We start from the raw sequence: 16,634 nt of genomic DNA on the forward strand, positions 1-16,634 counted from the left end.
GTGTCCCACTCCGTTACGAAGCAGGTCACCCTGGCCCAGTATCCCACATCGCGGAGGAGTTTCCGACGAGGCGCCCTCCGGCGGCCTCTCGAAGGGCCCCTAGCCAGCTAACGACCGGCTATCGGCCGGGGAACCAGAGCTCGATCTCGCGGACTGCCGAATCGGGCGAATCCGACCCGTGCACCAAGTTGTCCTGGGTCACCAAGGCCAGGTCACCGCGGATGGTGCCGGGCGCCGCCTTCTCCACCGGGTCGGTGCCGCCCGCGATCTGACGGAACGCGGCAACCGCCCGCGGGCCCTCGACGATGGCGGCCACGACAGGACCGGAAGTGATGAATTCGAGCAGTGAGGGGAAGAAGGGCTTGCCCTCGTGCTCGGCATAGTGGGCGCGGGCGAGGTCCTCGTCGACGTTCTTGAGTTCGAGGGCCGCAATCGTCAGGCCCTTGCGTTCGATTCTGCTGAGGATCTCGCCGACGAGATGGCGCTTCACGCCGTCGGGCTTGACCAGTACCAAAGTCCGCTCAGTCACGACGCCGAAGCCTACTCGTCGGACGGTGTGCGCTGCTGACCGGGCAGCAGGCCGCGGTCCTGGCGGCGTTTGACCTCGGCGCGCAGCCGGGCGATCAGCAACCACACCGCGGCGAAGAGCACTCCGATGAAGCCGATCACGGCGTGGATCATCACCCCGGCGATCAGCACCACCTGCACGGCGATGTTCGCCTTGAGTGCCCACGGCCTGCCCTGCATCCCCGCAAGCAGGATCATCACGACGGCCATGCCGATCAGGTATCCGCCGCTCACCGCGGTGAGCCCGCCGTGGGAGAACGAGACGACGGGCAGGGCGAGCAGCACGACGATCGCCTCGAGGATCAACGTGCCAGCCATCACGCCGCGGAAGCTCTTCCAGGGATCGGGCGCATTCACCGGCGGTTCGGCTGGGTCGCTCACGCGGGATCCCGTCCGAACAGGGTGCGCGCCGCGCCCGCGGTGACGACGGATCCCGTGATGACGATTCCGCTGCCCGAGAACCCGGCTTCGTCGTTGCCGTTCTGCTCGGCGAGCGCGGTAGCGGTCTCGATCGCGTCGGGCAACGTCGCCGACGGGATCACCCGGTCGGGGCCGAACCGCTCCTCGGCCCGCAACGCCAGACCCTCGACGTCCATCGCGCGCGGTGACCCGTTGGTGGTGACCACGATCTGGTCGAAGGCGGGTTCGAGCGCCTCGAGGATCCCGTCGACGTCCTTGTCGGCCATCACCGAGACGACTCCGACCAGAGATCGGAAGTCGAACTCCTCATCCAGTGCTCTCGCCAACGCGGCCGCACCCGCGGGATTGTGCGCGGCATCGATGAATACGGTTGGGGCACTGCGCATTCGCTCCAGACGGCCTGGGCTGGTGACGTTCGCGAAGCCCTCGCGCACCGCGTCGACGTCGAGCTGGCGATCGGCACCCGCGCCGAAGAACGCCTCGACCGCCGCCAGCGCGACGACCGCGTTGTGCGCCTGGTGCTCACCGTGCAGCGGCAGGAATACCTCGGGATAGACACCGCCGAGGCCCTGCAGCTGGAGAAGCTGCCCGCCGATCGCGACCTTGCGGCCAAGCACGGCGAACTCGGAGTCCTCGCGGGCGACGGCGGCGTCGGCCCTGACCGCTTCGGCCAGAAGGACTTCCATGGCCTCGGGGGCCTGCTTGCCGATGATCGCGACGGTGCTGAGATCCACCCCAGGCGCGATCGGATCCTCGGGCTGCCTGATGATGATCCCGGCCTTCTCGGCGGCGATCTCGGCGATCGTGTCGCCGAGGTACTCGGTGTGGTCGATGCCGATGGGGGTGACGACGGCGACGGGGGCGTCGACCACGTTCGTGGCGTCCCAGCGACCACCCATGCCGACCTCGACCACCGCCACGTCGATGGGCGCGTCGGCGAACGCCGCGAACGCCATCGCCGTGACGACCTCGAACTTGCTCATCCGAGGGCCCGGTCCGCCGGGCAGCAAGCCTTCCTCGGATTGCTTGTCGACCAGTTCCACGAACGGTTCCACCTCGCGGTAGACCTCGACGTAGCGGGCCGGTGTGATGGGGGCACCGTCGATCGAGATGCGTTCGACCGCGGACTGCAGGTGCGGGCTGGTGGTGCGGCCGGTGCGGCGGTGCAGCGCCGTGAGGAGCGCGTCGATGATGCGGGCCACCGACGTCTTGCCGTTCGTGCCCGCGACGTGAATGGTCGGATACGTCCGCTGCGGCGAACCGAGCAGCTCCATCAGCGCGGCGATTCGGGCGGTGCTCGGTTCGAGTTTGGTCTCCGGCCACCGCTGGTCGAGAAGGTGCTCGACCTGCAGCAGCGAGGCGATCTCGTCGGGCGTGGGTGCGGTCATGCGAGTCCGGCGAGCCGGGCCGTGATCCGCTCCACCTCTTCGGTCGCCACCTGTTGACGTCCCCGGATCTTGTCGACGACGGCGTCGGGGGCCTTGGCGAGGAACTCCTCGTTGCCCAGCTTGGTCGAGGCCTGCGCCAATTCCTTCTGCGCGGCGGCCAGGTCCTTCTCCAGCCGTCGGCGCTCGGCCGCCAGGTCCACCGTGCCCGAGGTGTCGAGCTCGACGAGGACGGTGCCGCGCGAGAGCCGCACCTCCACTGCCGCAGAGGGATTGAAGTCGTCGGCGGGCGCCGTCAGCCACGCCAGCGCGGTGATCGCATCGACTTGGGTGTCGACGTCGGCGGCCGAGATCCCCACCAGCCGGGCAGGCACCCGCTGACGGTCGTTGAGGCCTTGATCGCTGCGGAACCGTCGTACCTCGGTGACCAGCTTCTGCATGTCCGCGATGCGCTGACCGGCGGTGCCGTCCAAGGCAAACCCAGAGGGCTCGGGCCAAGCGGCGATCACCACCGACTCGGGGCCAGGGCTGTCCCCCCTCAATGCCTTCCACAGTGTCTCGGTGACGAACGGCATCACCGGGTGCAGCAGTTTGAGCAGCGCGTCGAGCACGGTGGCGAGCACGGCGTTGGTTGGTCCGTCTGCGTCCGCCGCGAGCTGCACCTTGGCCAGCTCGAGGTACCAGTCGCAGAACTCGTCCCACGCGAAGTGGTAGAGCGACTCGCAGGCACGGCTGAACTCGTAGCCGTCGAACGCCAAGTCCACTTCGGCGCGAACCTCTTCGAGCCTGCCGAGGATCCACCGATCGGCATCGGTGAGCGCGCCGGCATCGAGGAGCGCCGACTGAACCGTCTGCTCGTCGCCGAGGCTCATCGTCGCCCCGTTCATCAACGCGAATCTGGTGGCGTTGAACAACTTCGTGGCGAAGTTGCGCGACGCGCGGGCATGGTCCTCGCCGATCGACATGTCGCCACCCGGGTTGGCGCCGCGGGCCAGGGTGAAGCGCAGCGCGTCCGCACCGAACGTCTCGACCCAGTCCAGCGGATCGATGCCGTTGCCCTTCGACTTGCTCATCTTGCGCCCGAACTCGTCGCGGATGAGGCCGTGCAGGAAGACGTTCTCGAACGGCACCTGCGCACCGCGCGTGCCGTCGAGCGTGATCACGTCGTCGTCACCGACGAAGGTGCCGAACATCATCATCCGGGCCACCCAGAAGAACAGGATGTCGTAGCCGGTGACGAGAACGCTGGTGGGATAGAACTTCTCGATCTCGGGAGTGCGCTCGGGCCAGCCCATCGTGGAGAACGGCCACAGGGCCGACGAAAACCACGTGTCCAGCACGTCGGGATCCTGCTCCCACCCGTCGGGCGGCGTCTCGTCCGGCCCGACACAGACCATTTGACCGTCGGGACCGTGCCAGATCGGGATGCGGTGTCCCCACCACAGTTGCCGCGAGATGCACCAGTCGTGCATGTTGTCGACCCAGGCGAACCATCGCGGCTCCAGGCTGGCAGGGTGAATGACGGTGTCGCCCTTGCGGACCGCGTCACCGGCGGCCGTCGCCAACGATGCCACGTTCACCCACCACTGCAGGGAGAGTCTCGGCTCGATGGGCTCACCGCTGCGCTCGGAGTGCCCAACGCTGTGCAGGTATGGCCGCTTCTCCTCGACGATGCGACCCTCCGCCGCCAAGGCCTCGCGGACGGCCACCCTGGCGTCGAACCGGTCCATGCCGTCGAACCGGGTGCCGGTACCGGCGATGCGGCCCTTGCTGTCCAGGATCGAGGGCATCGGCAGGTTGTGCCGCACGCCGATCTCGAAGTCGTTCGGGTCATGCGCGGGCGTGACCTTGACTGCGCCAGTGCCGAATTCGGGGTCGACGTGGGCGTCGGCGACGATGACCACCTGCGTGTCCAGGAACGGATGCGGCAGGCTCTTGCCGACCAGCGCCCGGTACCGCTCGTCGTCGGGATGCACGGCGATGGCGGTGTCACCGAGCATCGTCTCGATGCGGGTGGTGGCCACCACCAGGTGTGGCTGCGAGTCGTCCATCGACCCGTAGCGGAAGGAGATCAGCTCGCCTTCGACGTCCTCGTACTTCACCTCGAGGTCCGAGATCGCCGTCTCGAGCACGGGCGACCAGTTGACCAGCCGCTCCGCGCGGTAGATCAGCCCGGCGTCGTAGAGCCTCTTGAAGATGGTCCGTACGGCGCGGGACAGGCCGTCGTCCATGGTGAAGCGGTCGCGGCTCCAGTCGACGCCGTCGCCGAGCCGACGCATCTGCGCACCGATGGTGCCGCCGGAATCGTGCTTCCAGTCCCACACCTTGTCGATGAACAGCTCGCGGCCGAAGTCTTCCTTCGTCTTGCCCTCCGCGGCAAGCTGCTTCTCCACCACGCTCTGGGTGGCGATGCCTGCATGGTCCATGCCAGGCAGCCACAGCACCTCGTAGCCCTGCATCCGCTTGCGGCGGGTCAGGGCATCCATCAACGTGTGATCCAACGCGTGGCCCATGTGCAGGCTGCCAGTCACGTTCGGCGGGGGCAGCACGATCGAGTACGGGGGCTTCTCACTCGACGCGTCGGCCGTGAAATAGCCCGCGTCGACCCACCCCTGGTACAGGTCGCTCTCTACCGCGCCCGGGTCCCATGACTTGGGGAGGGACTCCACCCCTGGGCGATCTGCGGATTTCGGGCTTGCGGTCACCCAGACAGTCTAGGAACTACTCTTCCCACCCCGAAGTCCGCCTACTTCTTCCCACCCAGCAGCCCACCCTTACCTCTTCCCACCCAAAAGCCCGCCTACTTCTTCCCACCCAGCAGCCCACCCAGGATGTCGCCGAGCCCGCCGCCCCCCTGGCCACCACCGAGCACGCTGCCCAGGATGCTGCCCAGCGGGTTGTCGTTGCCGCCCCTGCCACCGCCACCGGCACCGCTCAGGATGCTGCCGAGGATGTCACCGATGCCGCCACCGCCGGACCCCGGCGACTGGGGGTTGGCGGGTGCCGCGCCTCCCCCGCCGCCGGTCAGCTGCTTGCCGAGGTAGGCGAGCACGATGGGCACGAGGATCGGCAGCAGCTGCTTGAGCAGACCACTGTTGCCTGCGCCGCCGCCCGCCAGCGCCGCCGCGACCTGATCGGTGCCGTTGCCGCCGAAGATCTTGGCGACCGCCTTGGAGCCGTCCGCCTCGTCGATCTGGTCGACGCTGACCCCACCGTCGAGGAGTCCGCTGGCGGCGTGATGGGACGCGGCATTCTCGATCTTCGACACGTGTCCTGGGTTCTTGGCGTTCTGTTGCAAGCTGCCGAGCAGCAGGGGAACCAGCGTGTGAACCGCGCTGTTCACCTCGCCCTCGTCGACGCCGAGTTTGCCGGCAATCTGTTGAGTCGGAATCTGATTGAAGAGATCGTCAAGACCAGCCATGAGCCGTCCACCTTCGTCGCTGGGGTGTGCAAGAGCACAAATCGACACTAACCCCGGGGATCCCGTGTCACAGCCGTTCCACCTGCAACGTCACACCCGCTGCTGGCAGCCGCCTCAGCAGGGCGTCGCCCATGCAGGCCGCGGGGGTCAGGACGCCGCGGAGGTCGGAGAGATCGTCGCGGTCGAAGGCGAGCGCCAGCGCGCACTCCCCCAGCAACACCGAGGTGGCCTTGTAGCCGGGATCCCCGCGCTGCGCCATCGTCGCACGGTAGCGGGCACCCGACGTCGTGGTCGTGAACGTCTCGACCCTGTAGTGGCCGTTCTCCCTGGCCCGTTCGCTCGGACCGGAGCCCGGCTTGGGGAGAATGCGTTCCAGGGCTCGGCGCGGCAGCTTGTCGAAGTACCTGCTGCCGAGGCCGAACGCGGCGGCGTTGACGGCGGTGCCCAGTGCCGATGCGACGGGCGCGATCACCGACGAGCCGAGGCTCATGTTCTCCGCGTAGCGGAAGGTTCGGCCATACGCCCAGCCCAGCAGGGCATTGCTCCGGCGGACGAGCCGGGAGTTGGTGGCCCCCATCCCGAACGCGCCCGTCCACACGCCGTCGAGCTCGGGCGCGATGTCACGACCGCGTCGCCACGGGGTATCGGACTGCTGGCCGAGTTCGGGCTCGGCGCCACGGTCGGTGGTCAGGGTGTAGGGATCGTTCATCGCACGTCGCGCCACGGGGTCGGTTGACGTCGTGTGGAACACCTCCATGATCGACGCGACGGTGCCCCCGGAGAGCCCGCCCGCCATGCCGCGAACGACGAAGTTGGTCTCACCGAGCGTGCCCGTACCATCCTCAGAAGCCCGTCGGTACAACGCGTAGACCGTGAGATCGGAAGGGACGGAGTCGAATCCGCAGGAATGCACGATGCGGGCGCCGTTGTCGGCCGCCTCCTTGCCGAACACGTCGATGCTCTCGCGAATGAACATCGTCTCGCCGGTCAGGTCGACGTAGTCGGTGCCTGCCGCCGCACACGCCGACACCAGCGGCAGCCCGTACCTGGTGTACGGCCCGACGGTGCTGATGACGACCCGAGCGCGCGCGGCCATGTCGTTGAGAGTGGACGGCGACGTGGCGTCGGCTTCGATCAGGGGCCACTCCTGCGCGGCGTCGCCGAGCGACTGGCGCACGGTGAGCAGTTTCTTCGGGGACCGCCCGGCCAGGGCGATGCGGGCCCCGCCGCCCGCGGTGGCGAGGTACTCGGCCGTCAACTTGCCAACGAAGCCGGTGGCTCCGTAGAGCACGATGTCGAACTCACGCTGGGGAGCTGTCATGGTGTCAACCTACCGGTCGGTCGGGCGGACCCGGCCGCCTCGGGCCCTACCCCAGGATCTCGGGCGGCCCGGACTCCTCACCGAGCAGGTGGCGTCCCAGGAATGCCAGGACCACCTGGTACCAGACCTTGGCGTGCTGCGGCGCGAGGACCCAGTGCCCCTCTGTCGGGAAGTACAGGAACTGATGGGGGCTGGTGCCGTCGTCGGCGGCGGGGAGCCCCGACTGTGTGAGCAGCTCGAACCACAGCCGCAGCCCCTCGCCGATCGGCACCCGGTAGTCCTTGTCGCCGTGGATCACCAGCGTCGGGGTGGTGATCGCCCCGACGTGGCGGTGCGGCGAGTTCCGCTCCGTCATCGCCGTCGTCATCTCACGCGCCCACCAATAGCCACCGTCGGTGGTTGGACCGAATTGGTCAAGGGCCCACAGGCTGGCATGCGTGACGATCGCATCGAATCGATCGGTGTGGCCGGCGATCCAGTTTGCCATGTAGCCGCCGAACGAACCCCCCATCGCCGCGGAGCGGGTCTCGTCGACCCTCGGATGCGCCAGCGCTGCGTCGGTGGCCGCCATCAGGTCGGTGTACGGGGCGAATCCCCAGGCTCCCCAACCGCGTTGGATGAAGTCCTGACCGTAGCCCGTCGACAACGCGGGATCGGGCATCAGCACGGCGTACCCACGGGCGGTCAGCAACCAGGGGTTCCAGCGCCAATGCCAAGCGTTCCAACTGCCGAGCGGCCCCCCGTGGATCCAGAGCACCAGCGGCGCCGGAGCGTCACCGTCCGGCAGCGTTAGCCAGGATCGAATCTCGGTGCCGTCGGATGCGGTCGCCGTCACCTCGGTGAGTTCGCCTGGAAGCGCAGGCATCTCGACGCATGGCAGGCGCGTGATGGCGCCGTCGGCATCGATGCGAACGGGGTGCGGCGGCGTGGCATACGAGCTGCGGATCGCGAAGACGACGCCACCGGGAGCGGGGCGGACGTCGGTGTAGCCGTAGTCGTCGGCGGTCAGCCGGGTGATCGACGAGGTGACCGGGTCGACGACGAAGACCGGGCACCGGCCCGCCTCGTCCGCGGTGACGATCAACGCCGTTCCGTCGGTAGTCCAGCTCACCGAGTTCGGCCAGCGGTCCCAGTCGGTGGCGAGCTCGGTGAACGGTTCACCGAACTTCAAGAGAGCCAACGTGATCCGCGGCGCTCGCTCCGGCGTGGAGTGTGTCTCGCGGAGGAACGCGACCGCTGAGCCGTCGGGCGAGATCGCCGGTCGGCCCAGGTCGGCTACCGGATCGTCGGCGATCGTCGTGCGCTGCCCCGTCGCGACGTCGATGCGTACCAGAACGGTGCGCAGCGACGCGTCGGGACCCGGCACCGACCATGACGTCACGACGAAGGATCCATCGGCGCTGACGTCGGCGGCCGCTTCCCGAAGCCCGTCACCGGGCGTGGGAGTCAGGTCGCGCACGCCGTCCAGCCCGATGAGGTGTGGTTGCGCAGGCCCGATGTCGTGATCCCAGTGACGAACCGGATAACTGGTGTGCAACAGGGCCGAGACCTTGTTGTCCTTGCGGAGCTTGCGCAACCGCCCGTCGTCCTCGACACCGGTGGCCGACGGCATCAACCCGGCCATCACCAGGGTCACGTCGGCATCGCGGGCCGCGTACACCGCGTCGACGCCGCCCGGCAGGTCGAGCAGCGCCTCGGCCTCGCCGCCCGACGCGGGGAGTCGCCATAGCGAGGCCGGCGGCCCATCGCCCGCCTCGGCGCCGTCGGAGGTCGGACGAGACGCGATGAACAGCAGGTCGCCAGCCGCGGTGAGCACCGGCGCCGACTCGCCCTTCGCACCGCGGGTCAGCCGACGCGCCGGAGCCTGCCCCGACACGTCGATCTCCCACACCGCGGTCACGAATTCGGTTCCCGCCTCGTTGATCTCGCTGACCGTGGTCACGGCACGAGCTCCGTCGGGCGACACTGCGAGACCAGACACGCGCGGGATGGCCAGAAATGCATCGAGGTCGCCGAAGGGCGTCGGGCTGCTCATGTCTCCCTGCGTAGCACAGTGGGCTCGGCGCGCGTCGAGTCGACCCCGTTCTCCGTCGCGATCATCGGCGTCGCCGGGGCCGGCCGTGGGTCCACCCGGAACGAGACGCCCCGGCCACGGGCCGACCGGTGCGCCGAAGACGTCCTCGATGTCGGTCTCCCGACGGTCAGTACGGCGCGCCGTCGGGGAAGGCGATGATCGACAGGAAACGGATCGGGAGTTCGATCAGCGTCGTCGGACCGTGCGCACCCTCGCCGTCGAATTGCAGCGAATCCCCGGGAGCCAGCCGGTAGACCGAGGCGCCGTGGCCGTACTCCATCACCCCTTGGAGTTGATAGATGAATTCGGTGCCGGGGTGCTGGAACAGCGGGTACGTCTCGCTGTCGGTGGTGAGCGTCACCAGCAGCGATTCGAGCCGCTTGTGTTGACCGCGGAGCGCACCGAGCAGCTCGTAGTGGTGGCCGACCTGAGTTCCGTTGCGGGCGATCCGCGGTCCGGTCCCCGCCGGGGTGTAGACGGCGGCTCGTTCGGCGTCGACGCCGCGGAACAGCGACGTCACCGGCACGTCCAGCCCGGCCGCCAGCCGCGCCAGTGTCGCCAGACTGCAGGACGTCTGGGCGTTCTCGATCTTCGAGAGCATCGCCTTGGAGATCGCGATCTTCTCCGCCATCTCCGAGACGGAGAATCCCGCCTGGGTCCGCAGCGCCCTGACGTTGCGTGCGATCGCGCCCTCGAGGCCGGGGGCGGTCAGCGGTTCGGCGGGATCGCGTTCGACTGCGCTTCCGACGCTATTGCGCAGCAGCGGGTCACCGTCGGTCATGGGGAACGACGCTACTCACCCGGGTGGCCCCCTCCGCGCGATCGGGGCGGAGCGTCACGACGTGACGTGCCTCGACTTCATCGCGATTTAACGCGCGGTGACCGGTGCTTCACAACTCCACAGCTAGCGTCAAGCTTCGTACACCATTGGTACATCAGGGCCACTACCAAGAAACCCGCCCGCGCGGGGTTCCCGTCCCCCGGAGGTTGCGTTGACCCCAGAAGTCGAGGACGCCATATCGTCCATGACGGCGACGAACAACGAGTTCTTCTACTGGATGTCCATCGCGCTGATGATGTTCATCCACGCGGGCTTCCTCGCCTACGAGGTCGGCGCATCGCGATCGAAGAACGTGTTGGCCACGGCGATGAAGAACCTGCTCGCGTTCGCCACCATCGTCGCGTCGTTCTTCTTCGTCGGCTGGTTCCTCTACAACGCGATGCCGAGCGGGTTCATCGAGATGACCGACGCGGCCAAGGCGGCCCTGCCGTGGAGTGACAACATGGGCCCGAACATCGACGATCCCGCGAGCGGCATCTTCTGGGGTGCGTTCGCTCTGTTCGCCGCGACCACCGGATCGATCATGTCCGGCGCCGTGCTCGAACGAATCCGCACCAGCGCCTTCCTGATTCTCACCGTTCTGGTCGGCTCGGTGGTCTGGATCATCGGCGCCGCATGGGGTTGGCACGGCGCAGGCTGGATGCTGCTCAAACTCGGCTTCCACGACGTCGGTGCCGCCGGATGCGTGCACATGATCGCGGGGTTCGCGACGCTCGGGGTCCTGATCAACCTCGGCCCGCGCATCGGCCGCTTCCGTTCCGATGGCAGCGCAGTCACGATCCGGCCGCACAACCTGCCGCTCACGATGCTCGGCCTGATGCTGATCTTCGCCGGATTCTTCGGCTTCCTGATGGGCTGTGTCATCTACACCGACGCCGGCTACGCCACCATCTACGGCACCCCGACGACGTTGTCCGCGTTCGCGTTCAACACCCTGATGGGTCTCGCGGGTGGCATCATCGGCGCCTACCTGACGTCGAAGGGCGAGCCCTTCTGGACCATCTCGGGCGGTCTGGCAGGCGTCATCGGCGTCGCATCGGGCATGGACCTGTACCACCCCGCGCTGGGCTTCATCATCGCGCTGGGTGCCGGCGCCATCATTCCGTTCATCGGCAGGCTCATCGAGAAGTTCAAGATCGACGACGTGGTGGGCGCGGTCTCCGTCCACGGCGGCATCGGCCTGTACTCCGTGGTGATGGCCGGCATCTTCTTGGCGGGCTACCCCAATGCCGAAGGTCTGCCGCCGATCTCGCTGTGGGGTCAGCTCGTCGGTGCACTGACGTTCGCCGCACTCGGCTTCATCCCTGCGTACCTGGTGTCGTGGGTTCTGAAGAAGCTCAACATGCTGCGCATCCCGCCGGAGGTCGAGGAGCAGGGCCTGGATCTCTCCGAGGTGCCCGCCACCCCGTACCCCGAGGGGATTCCCGTCACCGCAATGCGAGTCAACGGCACCGACTTGCTGGTCGCCGAGGAGGCGAAGTAGATGTTCAACCCATTCGACAACTACGACGATGCCACGGTGGTGTTCACCTTCGGCGGCTTCTCGGTCGGCGTATGGATCGTGTTCATCCTGGCGGTCCTGCTGTTCGTGGGCTTCTTCGTGCGGATGATCAAGCACGAGAACGCCGCCTACAAGGCCATCATCGAACACACCCCGATCGAGAAGGGACCTGCCGCCGAAGGCGAGCCTCCCGCCTACTGATCCGGGTGTAATTCATTGCGGGAGAACATGTCTAGGACATCCGACGACGCCTACGACACCCCCGCCTCGACGCGGGGCCTTCGACCCACCAGGGCGACGACGGCCGCGCCGAGCAGCGAGATCGTGGTCGAGACGAGAATGGCGACGTTCCAGCCCGCGGCGAGGTCGTCGCCCACGTGCGTGGCGATCACCACGAACAGGGTGATGCCGACCGCGGCCCCGAAGTAGCGGGCGGTGTTGTTGGCCCCGCTCCCCATGGCCGCACGGTCGGCCTCGACGCTGGCCACCGCTTCGCGGCCGAGCAGTGCATTGAGCAGTCCCGTCGCCACCCCGGCCACCAGCAACGACGGCACCAGTCGCCATGGGCTCGACGCGGCGTCCAGCCCGTAGCCGAGTGCCTGGCCCGCAGCCACCACCACCAGACTCACGGCGATCGGCATGGGCCCGTGCATGGGTCGCTTGACGTGGCGCGAGAGATACGCGGTCGCCACGCTGGTTCCCGACCACGCCACGACCAGCAGGCTCGCCGCCCACAGCCCGGACCCGAGCCCGACCTGAGCCAATGTCGGGACGAACGACACCGACGCGATGATGCCGGCACCGAGTGTCAGCGAGCCGATGGTCGCGGCCCGGAAGCGGTAGTGTCGCAGCAGCTTCGGCTCGACCAAGGGTGCCCGCACTCGCAGTTCGGTGATCGCGAAGGCAATCAACGTCAGCAGCCCGGCCGCACCGACGACCACGGGCACGACGTGTAGGCCACCCCGGCCCAGGGTCAGCGCACACACCAGGAGCACCATGGCGGTCGCGAACAACCCGAGCCCACCGCCGTCGAGCCGTCGACGAGTGGCCGCTCGTGACTCGCCGATACGGGAGAGGCTGGGCCACAACAGAATCACGGCGAGCACCGCAACCACCAGGTACGGCTCCCGCCAACGAGTCGCCCCGAACGCCGCCGCCAGTAGCGCCCCACCCGTGATGCCGACGCCGACGCTGGTCCCCCACACCGCCGTCGCGTGGGTGCGGCTGCGCGCCTCGGGAAAGTCGTTGGCGAGGATGGCCAAACCACAGGCCAGCACGGCCGCGCCGCCCAACCCCTCGACGGTGCGGCAGGCGACGAATACGGCGGAGTTGGCCGCGACGGCGCAACCGAGCGCGCCGAGGGCCAGCGCGGCCAGTCCGGCGACATAGACGCGTCGCCGCCCCACGTTGTCCCCGATTACTCCCGCAGCCAGCAGCCCGGCCGCCAGGCCGACCGACATCGAACTGAGCAGCCATGCCTGCGCACCGGGCCCGGCGCCGACGCCGACCGCCGTCGCGGCGAGGGTTCCCATCGGGGTCACGTAGGTCACCAGGACGAGGGCCGTGCCTGCCGCGATCGGCCGCAGCGATCTCAACTTAGGTTTGATTTTCAAACTCACTCCTGGCACGCTAACACCATGTCGACCGTGCCGCTTGCCGATTTGGCGGGTCGACCGTGCCCGATCGCGGCCGCGCTGGAGGTCGTCGGCGAGCGGTGGGCACTGCTCGTCGTCCGGGAGATCGCGTTGGGGGCCAGCCGGTTCGGCGCCATCGTGGCGGGCACCGGGGCACCCCGCGACCGGATCGCCGCGCGCCTCAGGACATTGGAGGCCGCGGGTGTCATCGAACGGACGCCCTATCAGGACCACCCCCGACGCGACGAGTACGGACTGACCGCGTCGGGCCGGGACCTGCTTCCCGTTCTGGACGCCTTGCTCGCGTGGGGCGCTGAACACGCCGTCGCCGCCGACGATCCCCTCCGACCGTCGCGCTACCGCACCTTCGTCAAATCCGAGGAGACCACGTGACCACCGACATCACCGCCGACACCGAGCTTCGCGGCTGGGGGGCCAAGCGCTCGAAGGTCGTCACCTGGCATGACCCCGCGCCCACCACGTCGGCCGGGCTGTCCATGCCGGGGATCGACTACCTGCGGGCGATGGTCGACGGCACGCTGCCCCCACCGCCGATCTCGGGACTGATGGACTTCACGATGGTCGAAGCCGAGCCGGGTCGGGTGGTGTTCGCCTGTCAGCCAGACGAATCGGCGTACAACCCGATCGGCGCCGTTCACGGGGGCCTGGTCTGCACACTGCTGGACTCCGTTCTGGGATGCGCCCTGCACAGCACGCTGCCTCAGGGCAAGGGCTATACGTCGATCGAGATCAAGGTCAACTACCTGAAGGCCGTCCGAGTATCCAGCGGTCTGCTCACCGCCACCGGCACCGTGGTCAAGTCGGGATCGCGGGTCGGCTTCACCGAGGGCGTCGTGACCGACGCGGCAGGTGCACTGGTCGCGACCGCATCGAGCACGTTGCTGGTGTTCGACGTCTAGGTCGAGCCGAGACGGCTAGTTTCGTCGTGTGACGCAGCGAATTCTGGTCGTTGGCGCAGGGATCGCAGGGCTGGCGACCGCGGTGGCGCTCCAGCGCCGCGGCTTCGAGGCGACGATCGTCGAGGAGCGCATCGATACCTCGGTGGGCGCCGGGATCAGCATCTGGCCCAACGCCCTGGCCGCTCTCGACGAGATCGGGCTCGGCGACGCCGTCCGTGCCGCAGGCGGGCGCGTCGCAGCGGGCGCCATGCGGTGGTCGGATGGCTCGTGGCTTCGGCACCCCGCCCCGGAGCGCATCGTCAAGGCGCTCGGCGAACCGTTGGTGGTGGTGCGGCGCGCGGTGCTGACGAACCTGCTCGTCGACGCCCTGGCCGACGGCACCATCGAATCGGGCCTCGCCGCCGAGGAGCTGGTGCTCACCGCGACGGGCGTACGGGTCACGATGTCGGACAACAGCATTCGTGACGTCGCCGCGGTGGTGGGTGCGGACGGTGTCGGATCGATGGTGGCGCGCCATCTCAACGGGTCGCTGCGCCACCGCTACGCGGGCTACACCGCGTGGCGCGGCATCGCCGAGCATGCCCTGGACCTCGAGCTCGCGGGCGAGACCGTCGGCGCCGGAACCGAATTCGGCCACGTACCCCTCGGGCCCGACCACACCTACTGGTTCGGCACCGAACGCCGCCCCGAGGGCACCGCCTCACCCGTCGGCGAACTGGCCTACCTCCGCGCCAAGTACCGAGCGTGGGCGGACCCCATCCCGGCGCTGCTCGACGCGACCGACCAGGACGCCGTGCTGCGCAATGACCTCTACGACCGCGAGGTGGCCCGCCAGTGGTCGCGAGGTCCCGTCGTCATCGTCGGGGACGCCGCGCACCCGATGCGCCCCCACCTGGGGCAGGGTGGTTGCCAGGGGCTGGAGGACGCCGCCACGCTGGCGCACGTCCTCGGTTCTGGACCCACCCTTCCCGCCGACCTTCCAGGGGTGTTCGCGAGATTCGCGGCGTTCCGCAAGCCGCGGACTCGCGCATTGGCACTAGAGTCCAGACTCGTGGGCCGGATCGTCAACGCACAGCCCGCGCTTCTCAGCGCCGCGGCGATGCGGGCGTCGGCCGTGGTGCCCGAAGTCGTCCTGACGCGCCACCTCGCGGCGGTGGCGGGGCGCTCGGCCTTCGTCCTTCCCGTCGAGCGATGACCGTCACCCTCGGTCCACTGGTCGTCGAGGCGGCGGACCCAACGGCGGTGACGCGCTTCTGGCGCGCCGCGCTCGGCGACGAGGTCTTCGGACGCCTGATGACAGTCGAGTCGGAGCGGCAGCCGAAGACCGTCAAGAACCGGGTGCACTTCGACGTCTACGTCCGCGAGCTAGCGGTCCTGCTGAACTTGGGGGCCACTGTGCTGGACGACTACCCGCCGATGAGGGCCACCATGGCCGACGTCGAGGGCAATGAGTTCTGCGCGTTCATCGAGCCGGCTCTCGAACCGGTGCCCCTGGCGCAGGTGTTCGCGATCTGCACCGATAGCTCCGACCCCCGGCGGTTGGCCGCGTGGTGGGCGGCCGCGGTCGGCGCGGATGTCGATCCCGGCCCGGATGGGGTGCCCCGCTATCTCTCCGGGTGCGCAGGCTGGATGGACGTGACGCGAGATTTCGACGTCGTGTGGAAGTTCAACGAGGTGGACGACCAGCGGGTGGCTCCCAACCGGTGGCGGTGGACCGTGTCCGACTGGCCGGACTCACTCGTCGACCCGGAGCACCTCGTCGACCCGCAGCACCAGGTCGACCCGGAGCACCTCGTCGACCCGGACGGTAACGAGTTCAGCGTCCGAACGTCCCCAGCGGGTTGAGTAGGGCGGTGCACATCTGGCGGAAGTTGACGAATCCGAGCAAGCCGTTGGTCGGCATCGCCTGGCAGCCGGTCGGCGCGGCGGTGGAGTTCGACACGTTCCAGATCGTGGGGGCGCCGCCCTGGGCACCGCACTTGGGCCAGGCGCCCGAGCCTTGGCTGACGAGAACGTTCTCCGCGACGCGGATCTGCTCCTCCCGCGACGCGGTCGCCGGCGACCCCATGCCACCGTTGGAGGCCCAGGTCGCGGGCTTGAACTGGAGTCCGCCGTAGTGGCCGTTCCCGGTGTTCGCCCCCCAGTTGCCGCCCGATTCGCACTGTGCGATGGCGTCCCAGTTCATGGAGTCCGCGTTGGCGGTGCCTGCCGACGTGCCCATCGAGACCGCAAGTGCGGCGATGGCGAGGGCCCCGGCAAGCGTGATCATCCTGAGGGCGGTGATGACTGTCTGACGAACACTGTGCATCTTCATGGTTGCGGTCCTTCCCCGACCGTTTGACCCGAGGACCGCTGACAGGCACTGCGTAATTGACGCGGTCATTCAGTGATTCGTGTGACTACCCTCACCTGTTACAGAAGAAACTCAAGTTCTTTACCGTGTCGTGATGGACGCCAGAGAAAGACGAGGTAGATGGGGCAAAAGTGGCGAATGGCGCCGGGCGTGTCGCCTGGCGCCATTCGTACGTCGTGATGCAATCGTGAAGTACC

The 16,634-nt window shown here is 68.3% G+C and carries 16 protein-coding genes; 6 read left to right on the forward strand and 10 right to left on the reverse strand.

Translation table 11 applies throughout. The features are described 5' to 3' along the window. Positions 1-118: 118 nt before the first annotated feature. The 8 genes from ndk to ABW137_RS05790 all read right to left on the reverse strand — a co-directional run bounded on the left by ndk (position 119) and on the right by ABW137_RS05790 (position 9,969). Complete coding sequence (gene ndk / locus ABW137_RS05755) at positions 119-529, reverse strand: nucleoside-diphosphate kinase (protein WP_526397774.1); 411 nt, start codon at positions 527-529, stop codon at positions 119-121. An 11-nt stretch (positions 530-540) separates the two neighbouring features. Further along, positions 541-885, reverse strand: a complete 345-nt coding sequence (locus tag ABW137_RS05760) for a DUF4233 domain-containing protein (RefSeq protein WP_526397824.1) — start codon at positions 883-885, stop codon at positions 541-543. 59 nt (positions 886-944) lie between these two features. Then, entirely contained in the window at positions 945-2,375 is a 1,431-nt protein-coding gene (gene folC, locus ABW137_RS05765; protein WP_526397776.1) for a bifunctional tetrahydrofolate synthase/dihydrofolate synthase, read from the reverse strand. Next, complete coding sequence (locus ABW137_RS05770; protein WP_526397778.1) at positions 2,372-5,077, reverse strand: valine--tRNA ligase; 2,706 nt, start codon at positions 5,075-5,077, stop codon at positions 2,372-2,374. Before ABW137_RS05770 ends, folC begins: the two co-directional genes overlap by 4 nt. Before the next feature lie 95 nt (positions 5,078-5,172). Next, on the reverse strand, positions 5,173-5,793 hold the full coding sequence (locus ABW137_RS05775; protein ID WP_526397780.1) for a DUF937 domain-containing protein: 621 nt from the start codon (positions 5,791-5,793) through the stop codon (positions 5,173-5,175). Between the two features lie 67 nt (positions 5,794-5,860). After that, on the reverse strand, positions 5,861-7,114 hold the full coding sequence (locus ABW137_RS05780) for a saccharopine dehydrogenase family protein (protein ID WP_526397782.1): 1,254 nt from the start codon (positions 7,112-7,114) through the stop codon (positions 5,861-5,863). 46 nt (positions 7,115-7,160) lie between these two features. Further along, the gene (locus ABW137_RS05785; protein ID WP_526397784.1) at positions 7,161-9,149 is read right to left on the reverse strand and encodes a S9 family peptidase; all 1,989 of its coding nucleotides are present in this window, start codon (positions 9,147-9,149) and stop codon (positions 7,161-7,163) included. Positions 9,150-9,315: 166 nt separating this feature from the next. Then, positions 9,316-9,969 (reverse strand): helix-turn-helix domain-containing protein, encoded by a 654-nt coding sequence (locus ABW137_RS05790; RefSeq protein WP_526397786.1) that lies wholly within the window; start codon positions 9,967-9,969, stop codon positions 9,316-9,318. A 211-nt stretch (positions 9,970-10,180) separates the two neighbouring features. On the opposite strand from ABW137_RS05790, the gene ABW137_RS05795 reads away from it, so the two are divergent. Both ABW137_RS05795 and ABW137_RS05800 read left to right on the forward strand, forming a co-directional pair. Beyond that, on the forward strand, positions 10,181-11,512 hold the full coding sequence (locus ABW137_RS05795) for an ammonium transporter (protein WP_526397788.1): 1,332 nt from the start codon (positions 10,181-10,183) through the stop codon (positions 11,510-11,512). Further along, entirely contained in the window at positions 11,513-11,731 is a 219-nt protein-coding gene (locus ABW137_RS05800) for a hypothetical protein (RefSeq protein WP_526397790.1), read from the forward strand. Positions 11,732-11,781: 50 nt separating this feature from the next. Here ABW137_RS05800 and ABW137_RS05805 read toward each other — a convergent pair whose 3' ends face one another. Then, positions 11,782-13,143, reverse strand: a complete 1,362-nt coding sequence (locus ABW137_RS05805) for an MFS transporter (RefSeq protein WP_526397792.1) — start codon at positions 13,141-13,143, stop codon at positions 11,782-11,784. 24 nt (positions 13,144-13,167) lie between these two features. On the opposite strand from ABW137_RS05805, the gene ABW137_RS05810 reads away from it, so the two are divergent. The 4 genes from ABW137_RS05810 to ABW137_RS05825 are packed head-to-tail and all read left to right on the forward strand — an operon-like array spanning position 13,168 to position 15,929. Beyond that, positions 13,168-13,557, forward strand: a complete 390-nt coding sequence (locus ABW137_RS05810; RefSeq protein ID WP_526397794.1) for a winged helix-turn-helix transcriptional regulator — start codon at positions 13,168-13,170, stop codon at positions 13,555-13,557. Continuing rightward, on the forward strand, positions 13,554-14,084 hold the full coding sequence (locus ABW137_RS05815; protein WP_526397796.1) for a PaaI family thioesterase: 531 nt from the start codon (positions 13,554-13,556) through the stop codon (positions 14,082-14,084). Before ABW137_RS05810 ends, ABW137_RS05815 begins: the two co-directional genes overlap by 4 nt. A gap of 28 nt (positions 14,085-14,112) precedes the next feature. Beyond that, entirely contained in the window at positions 14,113-15,279 is a 1,167-nt protein-coding gene (locus ABW137_RS05820; RefSeq protein ID WP_526397798.1) for an FAD-dependent oxidoreductase, read from the forward strand. Next, positions 15,276-15,929 carry a VOC family protein gene (locus tag ABW137_RS05825; protein ID WP_526397800.1) on the forward strand — a complete coding sequence of 218 codons (654 nt, stop codon included), beginning with the start codon at positions 15,276-15,278 and terminating at the stop codon, positions 15,927-15,929. The genes ABW137_RS05820 and ABW137_RS05825 overlap by 4 nt, the downstream gene beginning before the upstream one ends. Here the strand turns inward: ABW137_RS05825 and ABW137_RS05830 are convergent. Next, the gene (locus tag ABW137_RS05830) at positions 15,901-16,392 is read right to left on the reverse strand and encodes a transglycosylase family protein (protein WP_526397826.1); all 492 of its coding nucleotides are present in this window, start codon (positions 16,390-16,392) and stop codon (positions 15,901-15,903) included. The two genes, ABW137_RS05825 and ABW137_RS05830, sit on opposite strands and share 29 nt — an antisense overlap. Positions 16,393-16,634: the final 242 nt, after the last annotated feature.

This window comes from Mycobacterium sp. (assembly GCF_040509115.1).
Taxonomy (GTDB): domain Bacteria; phylum Actinomycetota; class Actinomycetes; order Mycobacteriales; family Mycobacteriaceae; genus Mycobacterium.